Origin of the sequence: Streptococcus sp. 1621 (assembly GCF_013276615.1) — a bacterium.
In the GTDB taxonomy this organism is placed as follows: domain Bacteria; phylum Bacillota; class Bacilli; order Lactobacillales; family Streptococcaceae; genus Streptococcus.
This window is the reverse complement of sequence record NZ_VMLJ01000041.1, coordinates 1-15,488: the sequence shown is the minus strand read 5'-3', so window position 1 is coordinate 15,488 and position 15,488 is coordinate 1. Positions and strand designations below refer to the sequence as shown.

At 37.4% G+C, this 15,488-nt stretch carries 17 protein-coding genes and 1 pseudogene; 3 read left to right on the top strand and 15 right to left on the bottom strand.

The annotated features are described in order from the left end of the window. Window positions 1-63: 63 nt before the first annotated feature. The 4 genes from metG to HT697_RS09080 all read right to left on the bottom strand — a co-directional run bounded on the left by metG (window position 64) and on the right by HT697_RS09080 (window position 5,336). Complete coding sequence (gene metG / locus HT697_RS09095) at window positions 64-2,061, bottom strand: methionine--tRNA ligase (protein ID WP_173217616.1); 1,998 nt, start codon at window positions 2,059-2,061, stop codon at window positions 64-66. A 123-nt stretch (window positions 2,062-2,184) separates the two neighbouring features. Next, window positions 2,185-3,444 (bottom strand): ABC transporter permease, encoded by a 1,260-nt coding sequence (locus tag HT697_RS09090; RefSeq protein WP_173217618.1) that lies wholly within the window; start codon window positions 3,442-3,444, stop codon window positions 2,185-2,187. 1 nt (window position 3,445) lies between these two features. Next, window positions 3,446-4,147, bottom strand: a complete 702-nt coding sequence (locus tag HT697_RS09085) for an ABC transporter ATP-binding protein (protein WP_000811469.1) — start codon at window positions 4,145-4,147, stop codon at window positions 3,446-3,448. Then, the gene (locus HT697_RS09080; protein ID WP_173263008.1) at window positions 4,131-5,336 is read right to left on the bottom strand and encodes an efflux RND transporter periplasmic adaptor subunit; all 1,206 of its coding nucleotides are present in this window, start codon (window positions 5,334-5,336) and stop codon (window positions 4,131-4,133) included. Before HT697_RS09080 ends, HT697_RS09085 begins: the two co-directional genes overlap by 17 nt. Before the next feature lie 289 nt (window positions 5,337-5,625). Here HT697_RS09080 and gor point away from each other — a divergent pair, with 289 nt between their 5' ends. Next, entirely contained in the window at window positions 5,626-6,972 is a 1,347-nt protein-coding gene (gene gor, locus HT697_RS09075) for a glutathione-disulfide reductase (RefSeq protein WP_173217620.1), read from the top strand. 165 nt (window positions 6,973-7,137) lie between these two features. On the opposite strand, the gene HT697_RS09070 is transcribed toward gor, so the two are convergent. From HT697_RS09070 to HT697_RS09055, 4 genes and pseudogenes are all read right to left on the bottom strand, one after another. Then, window positions 7,138-7,638 carry a hypothetical protein gene (locus HT697_RS09070; protein ID WP_173217622.1) on the bottom strand — a complete coding sequence of 167 codons (501 nt, stop codon included), beginning with the start codon at window positions 7,636-7,638 and terminating at the stop codon, window positions 7,138-7,140. Beyond that, window positions 7,635-8,258, bottom strand: coding sequence for an ATP-binding cassette domain-containing protein (locus HT697_RS09065; protein WP_173217624.1), 624 nt, complete (start codon window positions 8,256-8,258; stop codon window positions 7,635-7,637). The genes HT697_RS09070 and HT697_RS09065 overlap by 4 nt, the downstream gene beginning before the upstream one ends. Next, window positions 8,255-10,236 (bottom strand): annotated as a pseudogene (locus tag HT697_RS09060) (ABC transporter permease). The gene HT697_RS09065 and the pseudogene HT697_RS09060 overlap by 4 nt, the downstream one beginning before the upstream one ends. Before the next feature lie 106 nt (window positions 10,237-10,342). Next, complete coding sequence (locus HT697_RS09055; protein WP_225904818.1) at window positions 10,343-10,603, bottom strand: hypothetical protein; 261 nt, start codon at window positions 10,601-10,603, stop codon at window positions 10,343-10,345. Window positions 10,604-10,959: 356 nt separating this feature from the next. On the opposite strand from HT697_RS09055, the gene HT697_RS09050 reads away from it, so the two are divergent. Further along, window positions 10,960-11,496, top strand: a complete 537-nt coding sequence (locus tag HT697_RS09050; protein WP_173263005.1) for a biotin transporter BioY — start codon at window positions 10,960-10,962, stop codon at window positions 11,494-11,496. 53 nt (window positions 11,497-11,549) lie between these two features. Here the strand turns inward: HT697_RS09050 and HT697_RS09045 are convergent, their stop codons facing one another. Next, window positions 11,550-11,765, bottom strand: coding sequence for a YdbC family protein (locus HT697_RS09045; protein WP_000807422.1), 216 nt, complete (start codon window positions 11,763-11,765; stop codon window positions 11,550-11,552). A gap of 98 nt (window positions 11,766-11,863) precedes the next feature. Between HT697_RS09045 and HT697_RS09040 the strand changes: the two genes are divergently transcribed. Next, window positions 11,864-12,184, top strand: coding sequence for a hypothetical protein (locus HT697_RS09040; protein WP_172930969.1), 321 nt, complete (start codon window positions 11,864-11,866; stop codon window positions 12,182-12,184). A 30-nt stretch (window positions 12,185-12,214) separates the two neighbouring features. On the opposite strand, the gene HT697_RS09035 is transcribed toward HT697_RS09040, so the two are convergent. The 6 genes from HT697_RS09035 to rpsP form a co-directional block, all read right to left on the bottom strand. After that, window positions 12,215-12,553: an ATP cone domain-containing protein gene (locus tag HT697_RS09035; RefSeq protein WP_173217632.1), complete on the bottom strand. Its 339-nt coding sequence runs from the start codon at window positions 12,551-12,553 to the stop codon at window positions 12,215-12,217. Between the two features lie 11 nt (window positions 12,554-12,564). After that, window positions 12,565-13,284 (bottom strand): tRNA (guanosine(37)-N1)-methyltransferase TrmD, encoded by a 720-nt coding sequence (gene trmD, locus HT697_RS09030; RefSeq protein WP_173217634.1) that lies wholly within the window; start codon window positions 13,282-13,284, stop codon window positions 12,565-12,567. Next, complete coding sequence (rimM, locus tag HT697_RS09025; protein WP_049524868.1) at window positions 13,274-13,792, bottom strand: ribosome maturation factor RimM; 519 nt, start codon at window positions 13,790-13,792, stop codon at window positions 13,274-13,276. The genes trmD and rimM overlap by 11 nt, the downstream gene beginning before the upstream one ends. Before the next feature lie 241 nt (window positions 13,793-14,033). Next, window positions 14,034-14,429, bottom strand: a complete 396-nt coding sequence (locus HT697_RS09020) for a hypothetical protein (protein WP_240147165.1) — start codon at window positions 14,427-14,429, stop codon at window positions 14,034-14,036. Between the two features lie 109 nt (window positions 14,430-14,538). Beyond that, window positions 14,539-14,778 carry an RNA-binding protein KphA gene (kphA, locus tag HT697_RS09015; RefSeq protein WP_000379617.1) on the bottom strand — a complete coding sequence of 80 codons (240 nt, stop codon included), beginning with the start codon at window positions 14,776-14,778 and terminating at the stop codon, window positions 14,539-14,541. A 19-nt stretch (window positions 14,779-14,797) separates the two neighbouring features. After that, window positions 14,798-15,070, bottom strand: coding sequence for a 30S ribosomal protein S16 (gene rpsP, locus HT697_RS09010; protein ID WP_000268760.1), 273 nt, complete (start codon window positions 15,068-15,070; stop codon window positions 14,798-14,800). Between the last annotated feature and the right edge of the window lie 418 nt (window positions 15,071-15,488).

Sequence of the window (15,488 nt, the reverse complement as noted above, 5' to 3'; positions counted from 1 at the left end):
TCTTTGATTTTCATTGAGTGTACATAAAAAAACAGAACTAGCATGAACTAGTCCTGTCTACTTTTACCCAATCACACTTCCGTTTGGTACAGCTGGATCAACTGTGAGAAGGGTTAATTTTCCATCATATTCAGCTGAGAGGATCATCCCTTGACTGACATATTTCTTCATCATTTTACGAGGTTTGAGGTTAGCAACGATTTGAACTTTCTTACCAACCAATTCTTGTTCATTTGGATAGTATTTTGCAATTCCTGAGAGGATTTGACGATCTTCTCCATCACCAGCATCCAAGCGGAATTGAAGCAACTTATCTGAACCTTCTACTTTAGACACTTCTTTGACTTCTGCGACACGGATTTCAACCTTGTCAAAGTCTTCAAAATTGATTTCTTCCTTGTTTAGTTTGAGTTCAACTTCGTCTGGATTCCATTCTTTCTCGACTGCTGGTTTGTTACCTTCCATTTGTTCCTTGATATAGGCGATTTCTTCTTCCATATCCAGACGTGGGAAGATTGGTGTTCCCTTAGCAACTACAGTCACACCCGCAGGGAAGTCAGCCAAGCTCAAGTTCTCAAGGCTCGCTACTTCATCCAAACCAAGTTGAGTCAAGACTGCACGACTGGCTTCCATCATAAATGGCTCAATCAAGTGAGCAACGACACGAAGGCTGGCTGCCAAGTGACTCATGACACTTGCCAATTGATCGCGGAGTGCTTCATCCTTTGCCAGTACCCATGGAGCTGTCTCGTCGATGTATTTGTTAGTACGAGAGATCAGGGTCCAGACTGCTTCAAGTGCACGTGGGTAGTCAACTGCTTCCATGTGTGTATGGTAGTCAGCAATTGATTGTTCTGCAACCTCAGCAAGAGCATTATCAAACTCTGTTACACCCTCTACATAGGCAGGAATTTGTCCATCAAAGTACTTGTTAATCATAGAAACCGTACGATTGAGGAGGTTGCCAAGGTCATTGGCCAATTCGTAGTTGATACGGCCTACATAGTCTTCCGGAGTGAAGGTTCCGTCTGAACCAACTGGAAGACTGCGCATGAGGTAGTAACGAAGTGGATCTAGTCCATAACGCTCTACCAACATTTCAGGGTAAACGACATTCCCTTTAGATTTAGACATTTTACCATCTTTCATGACAAACCAACCATGGGCAATCAAACGATCAGGTAATTTAACATCCAACATCATAAGAAGGATTGGCCAGTAGATGGAGTGGAAACGAAGGATGTCTTTTCCTACCATGTGGAAGACTGTTCCATTCCAGAACTTGTCAAAGTTACTATGTTCGTCTTGACCGTAGCCAAGAGCTGTCGCATAGTTAAGAAGGGCATCAATCCAAACATAGACAACGTGCTTAGGATTTGATGGGACTGGCACACCCCATGTAAAGGTTGTACGAGAAACTGCCAAATCCTCTAAACCTGGCTCGATGAAGTTGCGAAGCATTTCATTCAGACGACCATCTGGAGTGATAAATTCAGGATGGGACTTGAAAAATTCGACCAAACGATCTTGGTATTTGCTGAGGCGAAGGAAGTATGATTCTTCAGATACCCATTCAACCTCGTGACCTGATGGAGCAATACCACCAGTTACATTTCCAGCTTCATCACGGAATACTTCCGCAAGCTGGCTTTCTGTAAAGAATTCTTCATCTGATACTGAATACCAGCCAGAGTATTCACCCAAATAGATGTCATCTTGAGCAAGCAAGCGCTCAAAGACCTGTGCGACAACTTTTTCATGGTAGTCATCCGTTGTACGGATAAATTTATCGTATGAGATATCTAGTAATTGCCAGAGTTCTTTAACTCCAACTGCCATTCCATCAACATAGGCTTGTGGTGTAATGCCAGCTTCTTCTGCTTTTTGTTGAATCTTTTGACCATGTTCATCAAGACCTGTCAAATAAAAGACATCGTAGCCCATCAGGCGTTTATAACGTGCTAGGACATCACAAGCAATGGTTGTGTAGGCAGAACCGATATGAAGCTTACCAGATGGATAGTAAATCGGCGTTGTAATATAAAAATTCTTTTCAGACATAATTTTTCCTTTCCAGGCAAATGAAACCTGTTTTTCTAACACTTCATTATATCACATTTTTAAGGATTTTCGATAGGGAAATCTATACAAAAACAAGATAGACGAGTGTCCATCTTGTTTATTTTATTCATAACGAAGGGCTTCGATTGGGTCAAGTTTCGATGCCTTGTTGGCTGGCAAGACCCCAAAAACTATACCCACGCTAGCCGAAACTGCAAGACTAAATAGGGCAACTGGGATCGATACTCCCACTTCTATACCCGCAATCAAACCTTGCAGTAACAAACCTGCTAAGGCAGTTAAACCACTTGCAATTGTCAAGCCAATTAATCCACCTAACAAGGTCAAAATCATGGATTCAATCAAAAACTGGATTAAAATATTAGCACGAGTTGCACCCAAAGCCTTACGGAGACCAATTTCACGGGTACGCTCTGTCACCGAAACCAGCATGATATTCATAACACCAGTTCCTCCAACAAAGAGAGAAATACCTGCAATGGCACTAATAATCGTCGTCATAAAACTAAACGTTTGTTGAACTTCTGCAAATGCAGCTGACTCATCTGATACTTGATATTCTCCCTGTTGCAAGCCAGCAAGCTCTGTCATTTTTCGTGCCAGTTCTGGACCCAGAGTTTGAGTCAAGCTTGTGTCATTCACTCGAAAGACAATATTAGCTATTTCATCTACATTAAAATTCGCAGCAAGGGAGATATTTGTGGTAATAGGTAAGCCACCAAAACCATATATTTTTGAATTTTTAGATTCTGGGCTAGTATAAACACCAATGACTCGATAACTAAAATCATTAACTTCTACAACCTTGTTAATAGCCTCTTGAGGAGATCCAAATAGACTAATGGATAATTCTTCATCAAGCAAAATGACACTTGCAAATTCTTTGAAATCTTGTTCTCTCAAACTACGTCCTGCAATAATTTCATTCTTAACAGCCTCCATATAAGTTCTGTTTCCACCTGTCAAATTGGCATTTTCAACCTTTTTATCTTTATAAGTCAAAATGGCGTTCGTTGAGTTGGTTACATAGTAATTATCCACTCCCTTCAGTTTGGCTGCCTCCTTGACCCAAGATTCTTGCGGTTTTGGTGGTTCAACATGAACTTCCTCTTCTTTTCCAGAAACCGTAAAAGCTGATTGTTTCTGAGTAAAAGACCCATCTTTACTTTTTTTAGAAGAGAAAAAGACACTAATATTCTTCTGAGATTTGGTCATATCTTTGTTGAGTTGACGAGATAGGGAGTCACCTAGAGCCATAATCACAACAACTGATGAAACACCGATAATAATCCCAATCATGGTAAGCAAAGAACGCATCTTGTGAGCCATAATAGATGAAAAGGCAAATTTCAGATTCTGCATCTTAGTTTTCCTCCTTTTCTAACTGAGCACTATCAGACGAAATGACTCCATCTCGAATGACAATCTGGCGTTTAGCATAAGCAGCTATTTCAGGTTCATGCGTTACCATGATAATGGTTTTTCCTTCTTTGTTCAAGTCAACCAATAGTTGCATAATTTGATTCCCTGTTTTAGTATCCAAGGCTCCTGTCGGTTCATCCGCTAGGATGATAGAAGGATTGTTTACCAAGGCACGCGCGATAGCCACACGTTGCTTTTGACCACCAGATAATTCAGAGGGCAAATGGTGACTACGTTCTGTCAATTCAACCTTATCTAGATATTCCTCAGCTAACTTGCGCCGTTTTGAAGCCGAAACTCCCGCGTAAATCAAGGGTAATTCTACATTTTGCAGAGCATTGAGTTTAGACAGAAGAAAGAACTGCTGAAAGACAAAACCGATTTGTTGGTTGCGAACCTTAGCTAGTTGTTTTTCACCCAATCCAGCCACTTCTTGACCTTCAAGATAATACTCTCCACTACTTGGTGTATCCAACATGCCAATCGTATTCATGAGAGTAGACTTACCAGAACCAGATGGTCCCATAATGGCAACAAACTCACCCTCATTCACTTCTAGGTTGATATTTTTGAGAACCTGCAGTTCTTGGTCACCGTTACGGTAGCTTCTGCAGATATTTTTTAGACTAATTAGTTGCTTCATCAGCCTTCACCTCTTTTCCTTCCTCTAGAGAAGACGTTGGGTTACTGATGACCTTGACTCCATTTGTCAGACCTGAAGTGATTTCTTGGTTGTCTGCATCAGCATTGCCCAAACCAACTTCCACTTTCTTGGCCTTTTTCTGCTCGTCAAGCACCCAGACATAGTTCTTATCATTTTCAGTCACAACACTTGTTAGAGGAACCAGAATAGCTTTACTCTTATTCTTGACCTCAACACTTACTGAGAATCCTTGTTTCAAATCACCGATTTCACTTGTAACATCGATGGTATATGGATATTTAGAGCCAGAATTACCGCCTGCTGCGGCAGCTGGACTAGCTGCTTCACCATTGTTTTTAGGATAGTCAGAAATATAGCTTAATTTCCCAGTCCATTTTTTATCAGGATACACTTTAGAAGTAAAGCTTACTTCTTGACCTACAGATAGGTTGGCGAGGTTATATTCAGACAATTCTCCCTTAACTTGCAAGTTTTCATTACTTACGACATGAACGACTACTTGGCTAGCTCCTGTTGGAGATTTAGAAACATTGTGGTTGACTTCGACCACAGTTCCCTCTAGGGTACTGAGAACCGTCATTGCATCTAACTGACTTTGAGCCTTACTTAATTGCGCCGCAGCGTCTGCACGCGCATCACGGGCATCACCCAACTGAGCGTCAATAGAAGCAACAGAATTTCCAGCCACTGGAGTTGGACTTTGCACCGTTGCATCTTCTCCTTCTGCTGGCGCAGAGGCTTGAGGAGCTGGAGCTGAAATGGCTTCATTTCGTGCTTGATTGAGTTCATTGATATGACGATCTGCCTTCGCAACTGCTCGACTCGCTGAATCATAGGCCGCCTGGGCTTCTGAACTACTGTACTTGACTAAAGCCTGCCCTTCACTGACTTTATCACCCACAGAAACAAGGATTTCATCTAAATCACCCTTACTAGCATCAAAATAAACATATTGTTCATTTTTTGCTGTTACTGTCCCTGATAATAAAACAGAGGATGCCACGCTTCCTTCCTTGGCAACAACAAGATGAGTAGCCTCATCTTTTACAGCAGTCTGAGAAGGTTGTCTAAAGAGCAAAATGCCCCCAGCACCCAATACAACCACACTTGCAGCACCGATTGCTGCATACAATTGCCACTTTTTAGCTTTACCATTCTTTTTCATAATGAAACTCCTTTTTGATTTAAAGTTCTTAACAATATTATACAAAAATTATCAATTTGAAACAATAACATTTCAGAACGAAATAATGACATTTCAGGATTTAATTATTGTTCGGAATTTATTTTACAATCGTTGTACTAGTTATATAATACACTTTATTTTTCTTTTTTGCAAGCCTTTTCTTTAATTTTTTTGAACGTAGCAGATTTTTGCAATCACATCAAAAAAAAGATAGAATATGACTATCAAAAAATGACACTCTACTATTTAAAAGAGTACAAAGGAGTTTTCAATGAGAGAATACGATATCATTGCTATCGGTGGAGGTAGCGGAGGAATTGCTACCATGAACCGTGCTGGTGAACACGGAGCCAAAGCGGCCGTTATTGAGGAAAAGAAACTAGGCGGAACATGTGTCAATGTCGGTTGTGTTCCTAAAAAAATCATGTGGTACGGGGCGCAAATCGCTGAGACTTTCCATCAATTTGGAGAAGACTACGGTTTTAAGACTACTGATCTTAACTTTGACTTTGCTACCCTACGTCGTAATCGTGAAGCCTACATCGATCGCGCTCGTTCTTCTTATGATGGCAGTTTTAAACGCAACGGTGTAGACTTGATTGAAGGTCATGCTGAATTTGTAGATTCTCATACTGTTAGCGTAAATGGTGAACTGATTCGTGCTAAACATATTGTGATTGCTACTGGTGCCCATCCAAGTATTCCTAATATTCCTGGTGCTGAGCTAGGTGGCTCTTCTGATGATGTATTTGCTTGGGAAGAATTGCCAGAGTCAGTTGCTATTCTAGGCGCGGGTTATATTGCCGTTGAATTGGCTGGCGTACTCCACACCTTTGGTGTCAAGACAGATCTCTTTGTTCGCCGCGATCGTCCTTTACGTAGTTTTGATTCTTACATCGTTGAAGGTCTGGTCAAGGAAATGGAAAGAACAAACTTGCCACTTCATACTCACAAAGTCCCTGTCAAGTTAGAAAAAACTACTGATGGCATTACCATTCATTTCGAGGATGGTACTAGTCACACAGCTAGCCAAGTTATCTGGGCTACTGGTCGCCGTCCAAATGTTAAGAGCTTGCAACTTGAAAAAGCTGGAGTAACTCTGAACGAACGTGGCTTTATCCAAGTGGATGAATACCAAAATACTGTTGTTGAGGGAATCTACGCTCTAGGTGATGTAACGGGCGAGAAAGAACTGACCCCAGTTGCAATCAAGGCTGGGCGTACCCTATCTGAACGTCTCTTTAACGGAAAAACTACTGCAAAAATGGATTACTCAACTATTCCAACTGTCGTCTTTTCACACCCTGCTATCGGAACGGTTGGTTTGACAGAAGAACAAGCTATTAAAGAATACGGTCAAGACCAAATCAAGGTTTACAAATCAAGCTTTACTTCTATGTACTCTGCTTGCACTTGCAACCGTCAAGAAACTCGTTTCAAATTGATCACAGCTGGTTCAGAAGAAAAAGTTGTCGGACTTCATGGAATTGGCTACGGCGTTGATGAAATGATTCAGGGATTTGCCGTTGCTATCAAAATGGGAGCAACCAAGGCTGACTTTGATGCAACTGTGGCGATTCACCCAACTGCATCCGAAGAATTTGTAACCATGCGTTAATCGAAATAAAAGAAGCAGAGCAAAAAACACTTCTAAATATCAAAAAGCGAGTATTTCCGTAGTTGGAGATACTCGTTTTCTTATGTCTTATTTTATAGTATGTTGAAGTAAGATATGCAAAAATCAATTAACAAACCATAGCAAAATACACGGATTATAATACAATCATTTATTCTTTTCTTTAAAAGATTCATATATTTTTTTATATAACTCTTTTATATCTTTTTTCTGAGAATTCAACTCTTCTTTACCGTAGTCAAAGTTTGCTACCACAAATCCCTCGCCATCATCAGAAAAAGTAAAAAATTCTATTTCAATTAGTTTATTATGCTTAGAGTCCTCTATAGTGTCTCCTAAACCATTATTGAATTTCTTCACTTCTTCTTCACGAACTCCGAACCCCGTAGCAGCTCCATTTGCAATGATGTTTGAAAATACTTCTTCAGAAGACTCTGCTTCTTTCACAGTTATGAAGTATATAGCCTCTTCCGTTTCTACTTGTCTCACTTTATTCCATTTTTCTGTATCACTAGAAGAAAGCGTATAGACTGTTAACTCTACCGTTGGCTTATTGATATTTTCTTTTGTAATCATTTGTTTTCCAAAAAAGAAGAAGGCAAGTAACCCAGCTACAAAGATCAAAGCAATATAAATTATCTTTTTCATACATTATACCCTATATCTTTCATGTCAATTATCACATCAACTTCGTTATAGACAGCTGGATCATGCGTCGCTATTATAACATATTTGTCTTCATCTTTTTCATTTAATAACAAACGAATGATTTCTTTTCCAATCTCACCATCTAAAGCTCCTGTGGGCTCATCTGCTAAAATAATTTTACGTGGTTTCATTAACATTCTGGCAATAGCTACACGTTGAGCCTGCCCACCAGACAATTCGTATATTTTTTGATGTAAATAGTCACTTGACAGTCCTACTTTTTCAAGTACGTCAGTTATTGTTTTTTTGTCTTTAGTGATAAGGCTCAGATTATCATATACTGTTTTGTTATCTATTAAAGAATAATTCTGAAATACATATCCAACAGTATTTTTAAAAAAAGTTCTTTCTTTTATATTCCAAATATCTTGTTTATCAACTAAAACATTCCCACTGTCAATTTTTTCTAATCTTCCTATAATATTAAGAAGGGTACTTTTACCGGAGCCAGAACCTCCAATCAATGCATAGCTTTTTCCAGATTCAAATATTAAATTTAAGTCTGTAAAGATCTTCTTTGAGCCGAAACTCTTTGAAACGTTCAAAAGGTCAATTGTCATGATTCATCTCCTTTTAAAATTTTAGTGTAGCTTTCAGATAATTTCCTAAAACTCATTATGATTGACAACATCAAAACTAGCAGAGAAGCCACTCCAATATATAGCAACTCTATTTGCCCTGTCATAAGAAATGTAAATAGAATAACCATTGTAATAGTCATCATAAAATATTTGAGACTTGAAATTGCTATATATGTTTTTGACAGACCCAAAATGATTTTTTCACATATTCATTCTGTTTTAGAGTAATAAAAAGTTGGACATATTGATAAATGAGTATAAAGACAATACTGTAAATTATCTTCTGCAAGATTTGTGAAAGTAAAATTTGGTGCTCTAAGGATTGAATCTTTAATTTCACAATTTGGTAAACATCTACTGGATTCATTGAGAAATTCAACGGGACAGTCATCTCATTTATTTTTTTTACCGCTTCAGGACTAAAAAGAGATTTATATAGTATGTTACTAGCCAAAGAAAACTTATTATTTTCCATCATTTTGTCCGTATCTAACACAACAACTATATTATCTTTGCTATCTGCTACATTTGCCAGCGGTAAAATATCTTTCATTTTAAGATTATTATCAGCATCTTCATTAAAATAAAAAATTTTTTCCCCATCAGGAATTATTTGTACTGCAAGCTGTTCTTTTGTATAGTTTGTTCCAATAAATTGTTCTGCTACAACTGTATTCTCAATAGATTTCTGGTTTTCTTTCCACTTCTCAGGAATATAGATGGTTGCTATTTTATTATCTAAAAGATGATAGTTTGTTCCATTCACTTTATTTTGTAGGTTAGCACCTGTTTGATTAATATAAATCAACTCTTTATTTATTTCTGAATTCGTTATCCCGTCATTTTCTAATTGTTTAGAAAAATTTTCTATAACATGCGAAGTTTTCATGAAATCTGGAACATATGCCGAAGATCGTTCTATATATAAAAAATCTAAGTTTTTTAAGGCAGCAACTATCTGTAGATACTGACCATCTGAATCACTAACTTCTCCATTTTTAGCAGAGTTACTTTCAATTCCAAGGAACTCAATCCTTCTCCAGTCTTTTACTGTGTCCCATGGTACTAAATTCTGTATTTGTATGTTAATACTAGATTGACTACTCTTTGTTTCTTGTAAAAAAATTCCTGAGACAAGAATGATAATCGAAATGATGACAAGCCATACGACAAAAATAAGTTTATTTTTCGCCTTGTTTTTGATAATTTCAATGGGCTTTTCAATCTGAATCGTCAACCAAAATAAAACAAAAGTAATAAGATCAATGATTTGAAATAGTATAAAATTCGTTAAAAGCAGAGAGAAAAATAACTTAGAACTATAGGTGAAGAAACCATTACCCAAAAAAGAACTGTAAGAAATCATCAATAAAGCCATCATAATCAGTTCAAAAATAAGAGAAATGACATACTCTCTTCTAAGGTCGTATACAGGCAAGCCCAAAGAACGTCGTATCACTCCTTCTTTGATCTGCCTCGTCCTAACAACAAATAAAACAACTAATAAAGTTAAGTAAATTGAACCCATTAACAGTATTCTTAAAGTTCCAGTAAATTGTAATATTCCTCCTATATACCAAGGATAAGCCATATATACTGTTTGTAGTCCAGTCATCGTAAGTGGTTTCAAACTGTCTACATCTATTTTCCCAAGTGTGTAATACATCCCTACTATTGGTGCTGACTTTAATTGTTCATTATTTACATCATCAAAGTTTACATACTTCAACTGACCCGAACTCTGAACGATTGGCTTGTAAATGGTAACCTTTTCCGTTTTTGATAAGTCACGAACCATTTCGTATATTTCGTTATTAGAAAGATTACTTTTTCCTTGGATAGAAAAAGCACCATCAATTGGTAAAGGTATGGGGATTTCGGTATCACTAATAGTGACCAGACCAATTGTAGCAATCAAACAAAAGAAGAATCCAATGATACATAATTTTAATTTCATAAGCAATTACCATATGACAAAAGACTCTATTTTATAATTGGGTCTCTTGTTTTCATAAATTATTTTTTAAAATCTATAATAATCCCAATGTGCATTTAATCGAACATCATTTCAAATTTTTTGCTTGAAAATGTCCATCTATAATCTTTTTTATCGTGAACTTTAACGTTCCCAAAATATTCGTTACTGATGACTCTGAACTAATATTATTTGAAGAACTAACAAAGTAATTCGAATAACCATAGCTATCACTTACACCATACTTCCATAAATCAATAATGGGACTTGGAGCAGGGTGTGCTGTAGTTTCACTACCAACACTAGCTGTAGTAGCAAATCCAAAACTGAAAAAACTTGTAGCCAGCAAAATGAACTTCTTCTTAGTAAATTTTTTGTATTTTACTTCTCCTTGAATTATAATATTTGACAAAAACTCAGTAATAATTCTCTATTTTAAAATTGAACACATTTATTTGTAAGCGTTTATAATATTAATTTAATACTAATATTTTAGTTTGTCAAGTATTTATAGTATATTTTTTATTGATAAAATGAGATTATCTATAAAGGCGATTTACAAATCGATAAAAAACAATTATCCAACTTCTCTTGTGAATCAAATCGGCTGTTACAATTTTTGTTACCTTGTTTTTAAAAATAGGTTGACAATAATTCCTCTACGAGTATAATAGTTACTATATATCAGAAAAGAGGTTAACTATTTTGAAAAAAGCTCACGTTTATGCTATCCCTGCTATTGGGGCTGTTCTCATTGCTGTTTTAGCACAAATCAGTCTTCCAATTGGACCTGTTCCCTTCACTCTGCAAAACTTTGCAATCGGCCTGATTGCTACTGTCTTTAGACCGAGAGAGGCTCTACTTTCTGTTGGACTCTATCTTCTTCTAGGTGCCATCGGTCTTCCTGTTTTTGCAGGAGGTGGAGCTGGTTTTCAGGCCTTAGTTGGCCCTACTGCAGGCTATCTTTGGTTTTATCTTGTATACTCTGGACTTACTTCTTCCCTAACCAACAGCAAGAGTGGGATTGTCAATATTTTTCTTGCAAACCTCTTGGGTGATGCCCTTGTCTTTGTAGGCGGGATTCTCAGCTTACATTTTCTTGCTGGAATGGCATTTGAAAAAGCTCTTGTTGTGGGTGTTTTTCCCTTTATTATTCCAGACCTTGGTAAACTTCTTGCTATTAGTCTTATTAGTCGTCCCCTACTTCAACGCCTTAAAAATCAGGCTTACTTTACTAACTAAAAAAGGATATCGAGTTATCATGACTCAGTATCCTTTTCTTTTATTTTGAAAACTTAGTTGCCTTTAAAGGCATCAACCATCGTTTGAAATTCTTCATTTGAAAGAGTAATCCCTTTGCCCATTTTAGTATGATCTGGACTCCAAGCACGAATATCAAACTTTGCAGGGGCTCCATTAAAGCTCACACGGTTGATTTCCTTGGTCCAACCTTTTTCGTTTTCAGAAAGAGTCAACAAGTGCTCTTCGATTTCAAATGTAAATTCTGCCATTTTCTTCTCCTTTTTTAACTTTCATCTGATTATTCGTAAAATCTTGTAGATTTTAGGAAAATTTTATATAATATTGATATAAAAGAAGGGAGGCCAATATGAGACATAAATTCCAGCAAGTTCTAGGTAAAATACATGACTTTTTAAATGGACATGACCAACCAGACCAGACTGAAAGCAACTCCCTTACAGCCACTATTGAAGAGGCTATCCAGAAACAAACCGCTGTTCACCTTATCTTGTCAGAGACAAGTTTTACAGGTGACATCATCAAATACGATCAGCAAGGACAGCAAATTATTGTGAAAAATTTTGCCAAAAATGTGACCCGTATTATCCGCATAAGCGATATTCAACGCCTGCGATTTGTCCCTTCAACTGTCCAAACAGCCCAAAAAAATAGATTTAAGAAAGAGTGAGATGTAGTTGCTTCATCCCACTCTTTTTTCTTAGCGAACTTGTTCAAAATATAAATGAACTGCGATATGATCTCCATAACCACTTCTTTCCAAATCACGTTGTAGACGATAGGAAATGTAGTGTTCTGCAATGGTAATGTAACCTGCTCCCAGTAAACGATGTTCAACCATAGACTGAATCATGCTAATGGTAGCACGTTCCACCTTGGCCTCTTCCAAATCCAAAACCACTTTCTTAGTGACTTGTGCAAGGTTTTGACGCAAATCATCTGTCAATACATAGACAGTCTGGGCTGCTTTTAAGATAGCTTGGTAAATCTTATCTGGATTAAATTCAGCAATTTCTCCATCACGTTTGATTACTTGCATAGGTTTCTCCTTTATTCTTTGTTTTCTTTGATTTCTGCCAGCATTTTTTCTTCTTCTGCTGTAAGTTGATAATTTTCTAACAAATCTGGTCTGCGCTCGTAGGTTTTCTTCAAACTCTCATACAATCGCCACTGACGAATCTTTTCATGGTGCCCGCTCATCAGTACATCTGGCACGACCATACCTCGATAATCGTAGGGACGTGTGTACTGAGGATATTCGAGAAGGCCTGAAGAAAAACTATCATCTTGGTGGCTAGACTCCTTGCCAATCACTTCTGGAATCAGGCGTACCGTAGCATCAATCATGGTCATAGCCGCCAACTCTCCACCAGTCAAGACATAGTCGCCTAGGGAAATTTCATCGGTTACCAAGGTCTTGATGCGCTCGTCATAACCCTCATAGTGCCCACAGATAAAGATTAGCTCTTCCTCTTGAGCCAAATTCTCAGCATAAGCCTGATCAAACTGCTTTCCAGCAGGATCGAGGAGAATGACGCGCGGATTTTTCTTTTCAATAGCATCAAAGGCATCGAAAATAGGTTGAGCTCGGAGCAGCATCCCCTGGCCACCTCCGTAAGGCTCATCATCGACATGGCGGGCCTTTTCAGCGTTTTCTCGAAAATTATGATACTGGATATCCAAGAGCCCTTTTTCTCGAGCCTTTCCAACGATTGAATGCTCCAGTGGAGAGAACATCTCTGGAAAGAGGGTTAAAATATCAATTTTCATCGTCTAACCCTTCTAAGATTTCCACATCAACTCGTTTATTTGGAATATCAACATTGAGAACCACTGGTGGGATATAAGGTAAAAGCAAATCACGCTTGCCTTTTCGCTTGACCACCCAGACATCATTAGCACCTGGTTGCAGGATTTCCTTGATGGTTCCAATCAAGTTATCTCCCTCATAGACTTCCAAACCAATAATCTCGTGATAGTAGAATTCACCATCGTCTAGGTCATTCAAATCCTCCTCAGCGACCTTGAGACTGTATCCCTTGTACTTTTCGATAGCATTGATATGGTACATATCTTTGAATTTAATAATGTCAAAGTTCTTCTGTTTACGGTGGCTAGCGATGGTCACTGTTTGGACAAACTGATCTTTTTCATCAAACAAGGCCAGCTCAGCACCTTTTTTAAACCGTTCTTCTGCAAAATCCGTCACAGACAAGACTCGCATCTCACCCTGCAACCCCTGCGTATTGACGATTTTCCCAACATTAAAGTAGTTCATCTTGTCTCCTGTATCTATTTCTATCCTTTATTCTATCACGTTCCAAAGATTTTCTCAAGTTGGAGGAAGATACATAGAGGGGTCGCTATAGTCCAAAAAGTGCTAATAGTTTCCTCTTTAATATTAATTTATATTTAAAAGATGAGATATTCACATTCCCATTATACATATTACTATAAAATGTATACTCGCCAATTTCACCCTGACTTGTTTTCCATTTCATTCTTAAACTAGGCATATTCTATGGTAAATTTGTATGAATCAATAAGCATGTATAATTCTTTAAATTTTTAACTGTATGTAGTTTATCATTATCAACTAAACGATTACTTTTTGAATCATAGTTTAAAGAATAAAATTCTACTATTTCAATATCAATTTCTTTGGGATAAAAAATCAAATGGTTATAATGTTTATCATTTTCATCATGTTTAAACTCATATATATGATGAAATCTCGTATGTAAGGAATCAAATTCGATTGGTTTAATTACCTGAATTTCGATATTATTGATATAGGCCTTATTCTGAAAACTAATTTTTAAAATTACACCTATAAAAGTCGAAATCTGTAAAATTCGCAATAACCAATCAATGTACATTTCCCAATCTATGTTTAAAATACAATCAATGTTCATTCTTTTCCAGTCCCCCTTTAAAAAGCCTTCCAAATCACGTTAATGTTGGTACTTAATGGCTGCAATTTTACACTTCTCGCAAAAAAGCGAGACATTCGTCCCGCCCTTCTTATTTTTCGTCAATAACGATTCTTACTTTTTTGTCTTCAGTTGGGACAGAGTAGACAATCGTTCTTATCGCAGAAATAGTGCGACCCTTACGACCGATTACACGACCCACATCACTTTGATCAAGATCCAAATGATATTCCAAAAACTCTGGTGTATCTTCAATCTTGATAGTTAAGGCATCTGGTTGTGAAATCAAGGGTTTCACAATCGCAATAATGAGATTTTCAATCGTATCCATCTGTCAACCTACTTTAAACTTATTTTGAGAATTTAGAATCGTGGAATTTTTTCAATACACCTTCTTTTGAAAGGATGTTGCGAACTGTATCTGAAGGTTGAGCTCCATCAGCCAACCATGCAAGAACGCGGTCTTCTTTCAAAGTTACTTGGTTTTCAGCAACAAGTGGGTTGTAAGTTCCAACTGTTTCGATGAAACGTCCGTCACGTGGTGAACGTGAATCTGCTACGTTGATACGGTAGAAAGGTTTTTTCTTAGAACCCATACGAGTCAAACGGATTTTAACTGCCATTTTTAAAGTCTCTTTTCTTATTTTTTATTTCGGTGAAATAGCTGAGCTATTTAGCACATGTTCTATTATAGCAGATTTCTGGCAGGTGTCAAGAAAAAAACTTGACAGACTATAAAATTCTTAAACCATTTAGAAATTTGTTAGAAGTAGGAAATAAATGTTTGAAAGAAGCTAGCCGTGAATACTATTTTATACTCAATGAAAATCAAAGAGCAAACTAGGAAGCTAGCCGCAGGCTGTACTTAAGTACGGCAAGGCAAAGCTGACGTAGTTTGAAGAGATTTTCGAAGAGTATTAGAAATATTTTATAAAGACCATCAACTCAAACCCTTCATCTCACCTGAACGAGATTTGGATACTTGGCTCCTAAATCCCAATCCCGTTCCCAAAAGAAATATCAAGAATTTTAAGAATGATA

Excerpts from the sequence above, each read along its gene's own strand:
- metG (WP_173217616.1), bottom strand. The coding sequence starts at position 2,061 with ATGTCTGAAAAGAATTTTTATATTACAACGCCGATTTACTATCCATCT.
- HT697_RS09090 (WP_173217618.1), bottom strand. The coding sequence starts at position 3,444 with ATGCAGAATCTGAAATTTGCCTTTTCATCTATTATGGCTCACAAGATG.
- HT697_RS09085 (WP_000811469.1), bottom strand. The coding sequence starts at position 4,147 with ATGAAGCAACTAATTAGTCTAAAAAATATCTGCAGAAGCTACCGTAAC.
- gor (WP_173217620.1), top strand. The coding sequence starts at position 5,626 with ATGAGAGAATACGATATCATTGCTATCGGTGGAGGTAGCGGAGGAATT.
- HT697_RS09070 (WP_173217622.1), bottom strand. The coding sequence starts at position 7,638 with ATGAAAAAGATAATTTATATTGCTTTGATCTTTGTAGCTGGGTTACTT.
- HT697_RS09065 (WP_173217624.1), bottom strand. The coding sequence starts at position 8,258 with ATGACAATTGACCTTTTGAACGTTTCAAAGAGTTTCGGCTCAAAGAAG.
- HT697_RS09045 (WP_000807422.1), bottom strand. The coding sequence starts at position 11,765 with ATGGCAGAATTTACATTTGAAATCGAAGAGCACTTGTTGACTCTTTCT.
- HT697_RS09040 (WP_172930969.1), top strand. The coding sequence starts at position 11,864 with ATGAGACATAAATTCCAGCAAGTTCTAGGTAAAATACATGACTTTTTA.
- HT697_RS09035 (WP_173217632.1), bottom strand. The coding sequence starts at position 12,553 with ATGCAAGTAATCAAACGTGATGGAGAAATTGCTGAATTTAATCCAGAT.
- trmD (WP_173217634.1), bottom strand. The coding sequence starts at position 13,284 with ATGAAAATTGATATTTTAACCCTCTTTCCAGAGATGTTCTCTCCACTG.
- rimM (WP_049524868.1), bottom strand. The coding sequence starts at position 13,792 with ATGAACTACTTTAATGTTGGGAAAATCGTCAATACGCAGGGGTTGCAG.
- HT697_RS09020 (WP_240147165.1), bottom strand. The coding sequence starts at position 14,429 with ATGAACATTGATTGTATTTTAAACATAGATTGGGAAATGTACATTGAT.
- kphA (WP_000379617.1), bottom strand. The coding sequence starts at position 14,778 with ATGGATACGATTGAAAATCTCATTATTGCGATTGTGAAACCCTTGATT.
- rpsP (WP_000268760.1), bottom strand. The coding sequence starts at position 15,070 with ATGGCAGTTAAAATCCGTTTGACTCGTATGGGTTCTAAGAAAAAACCT.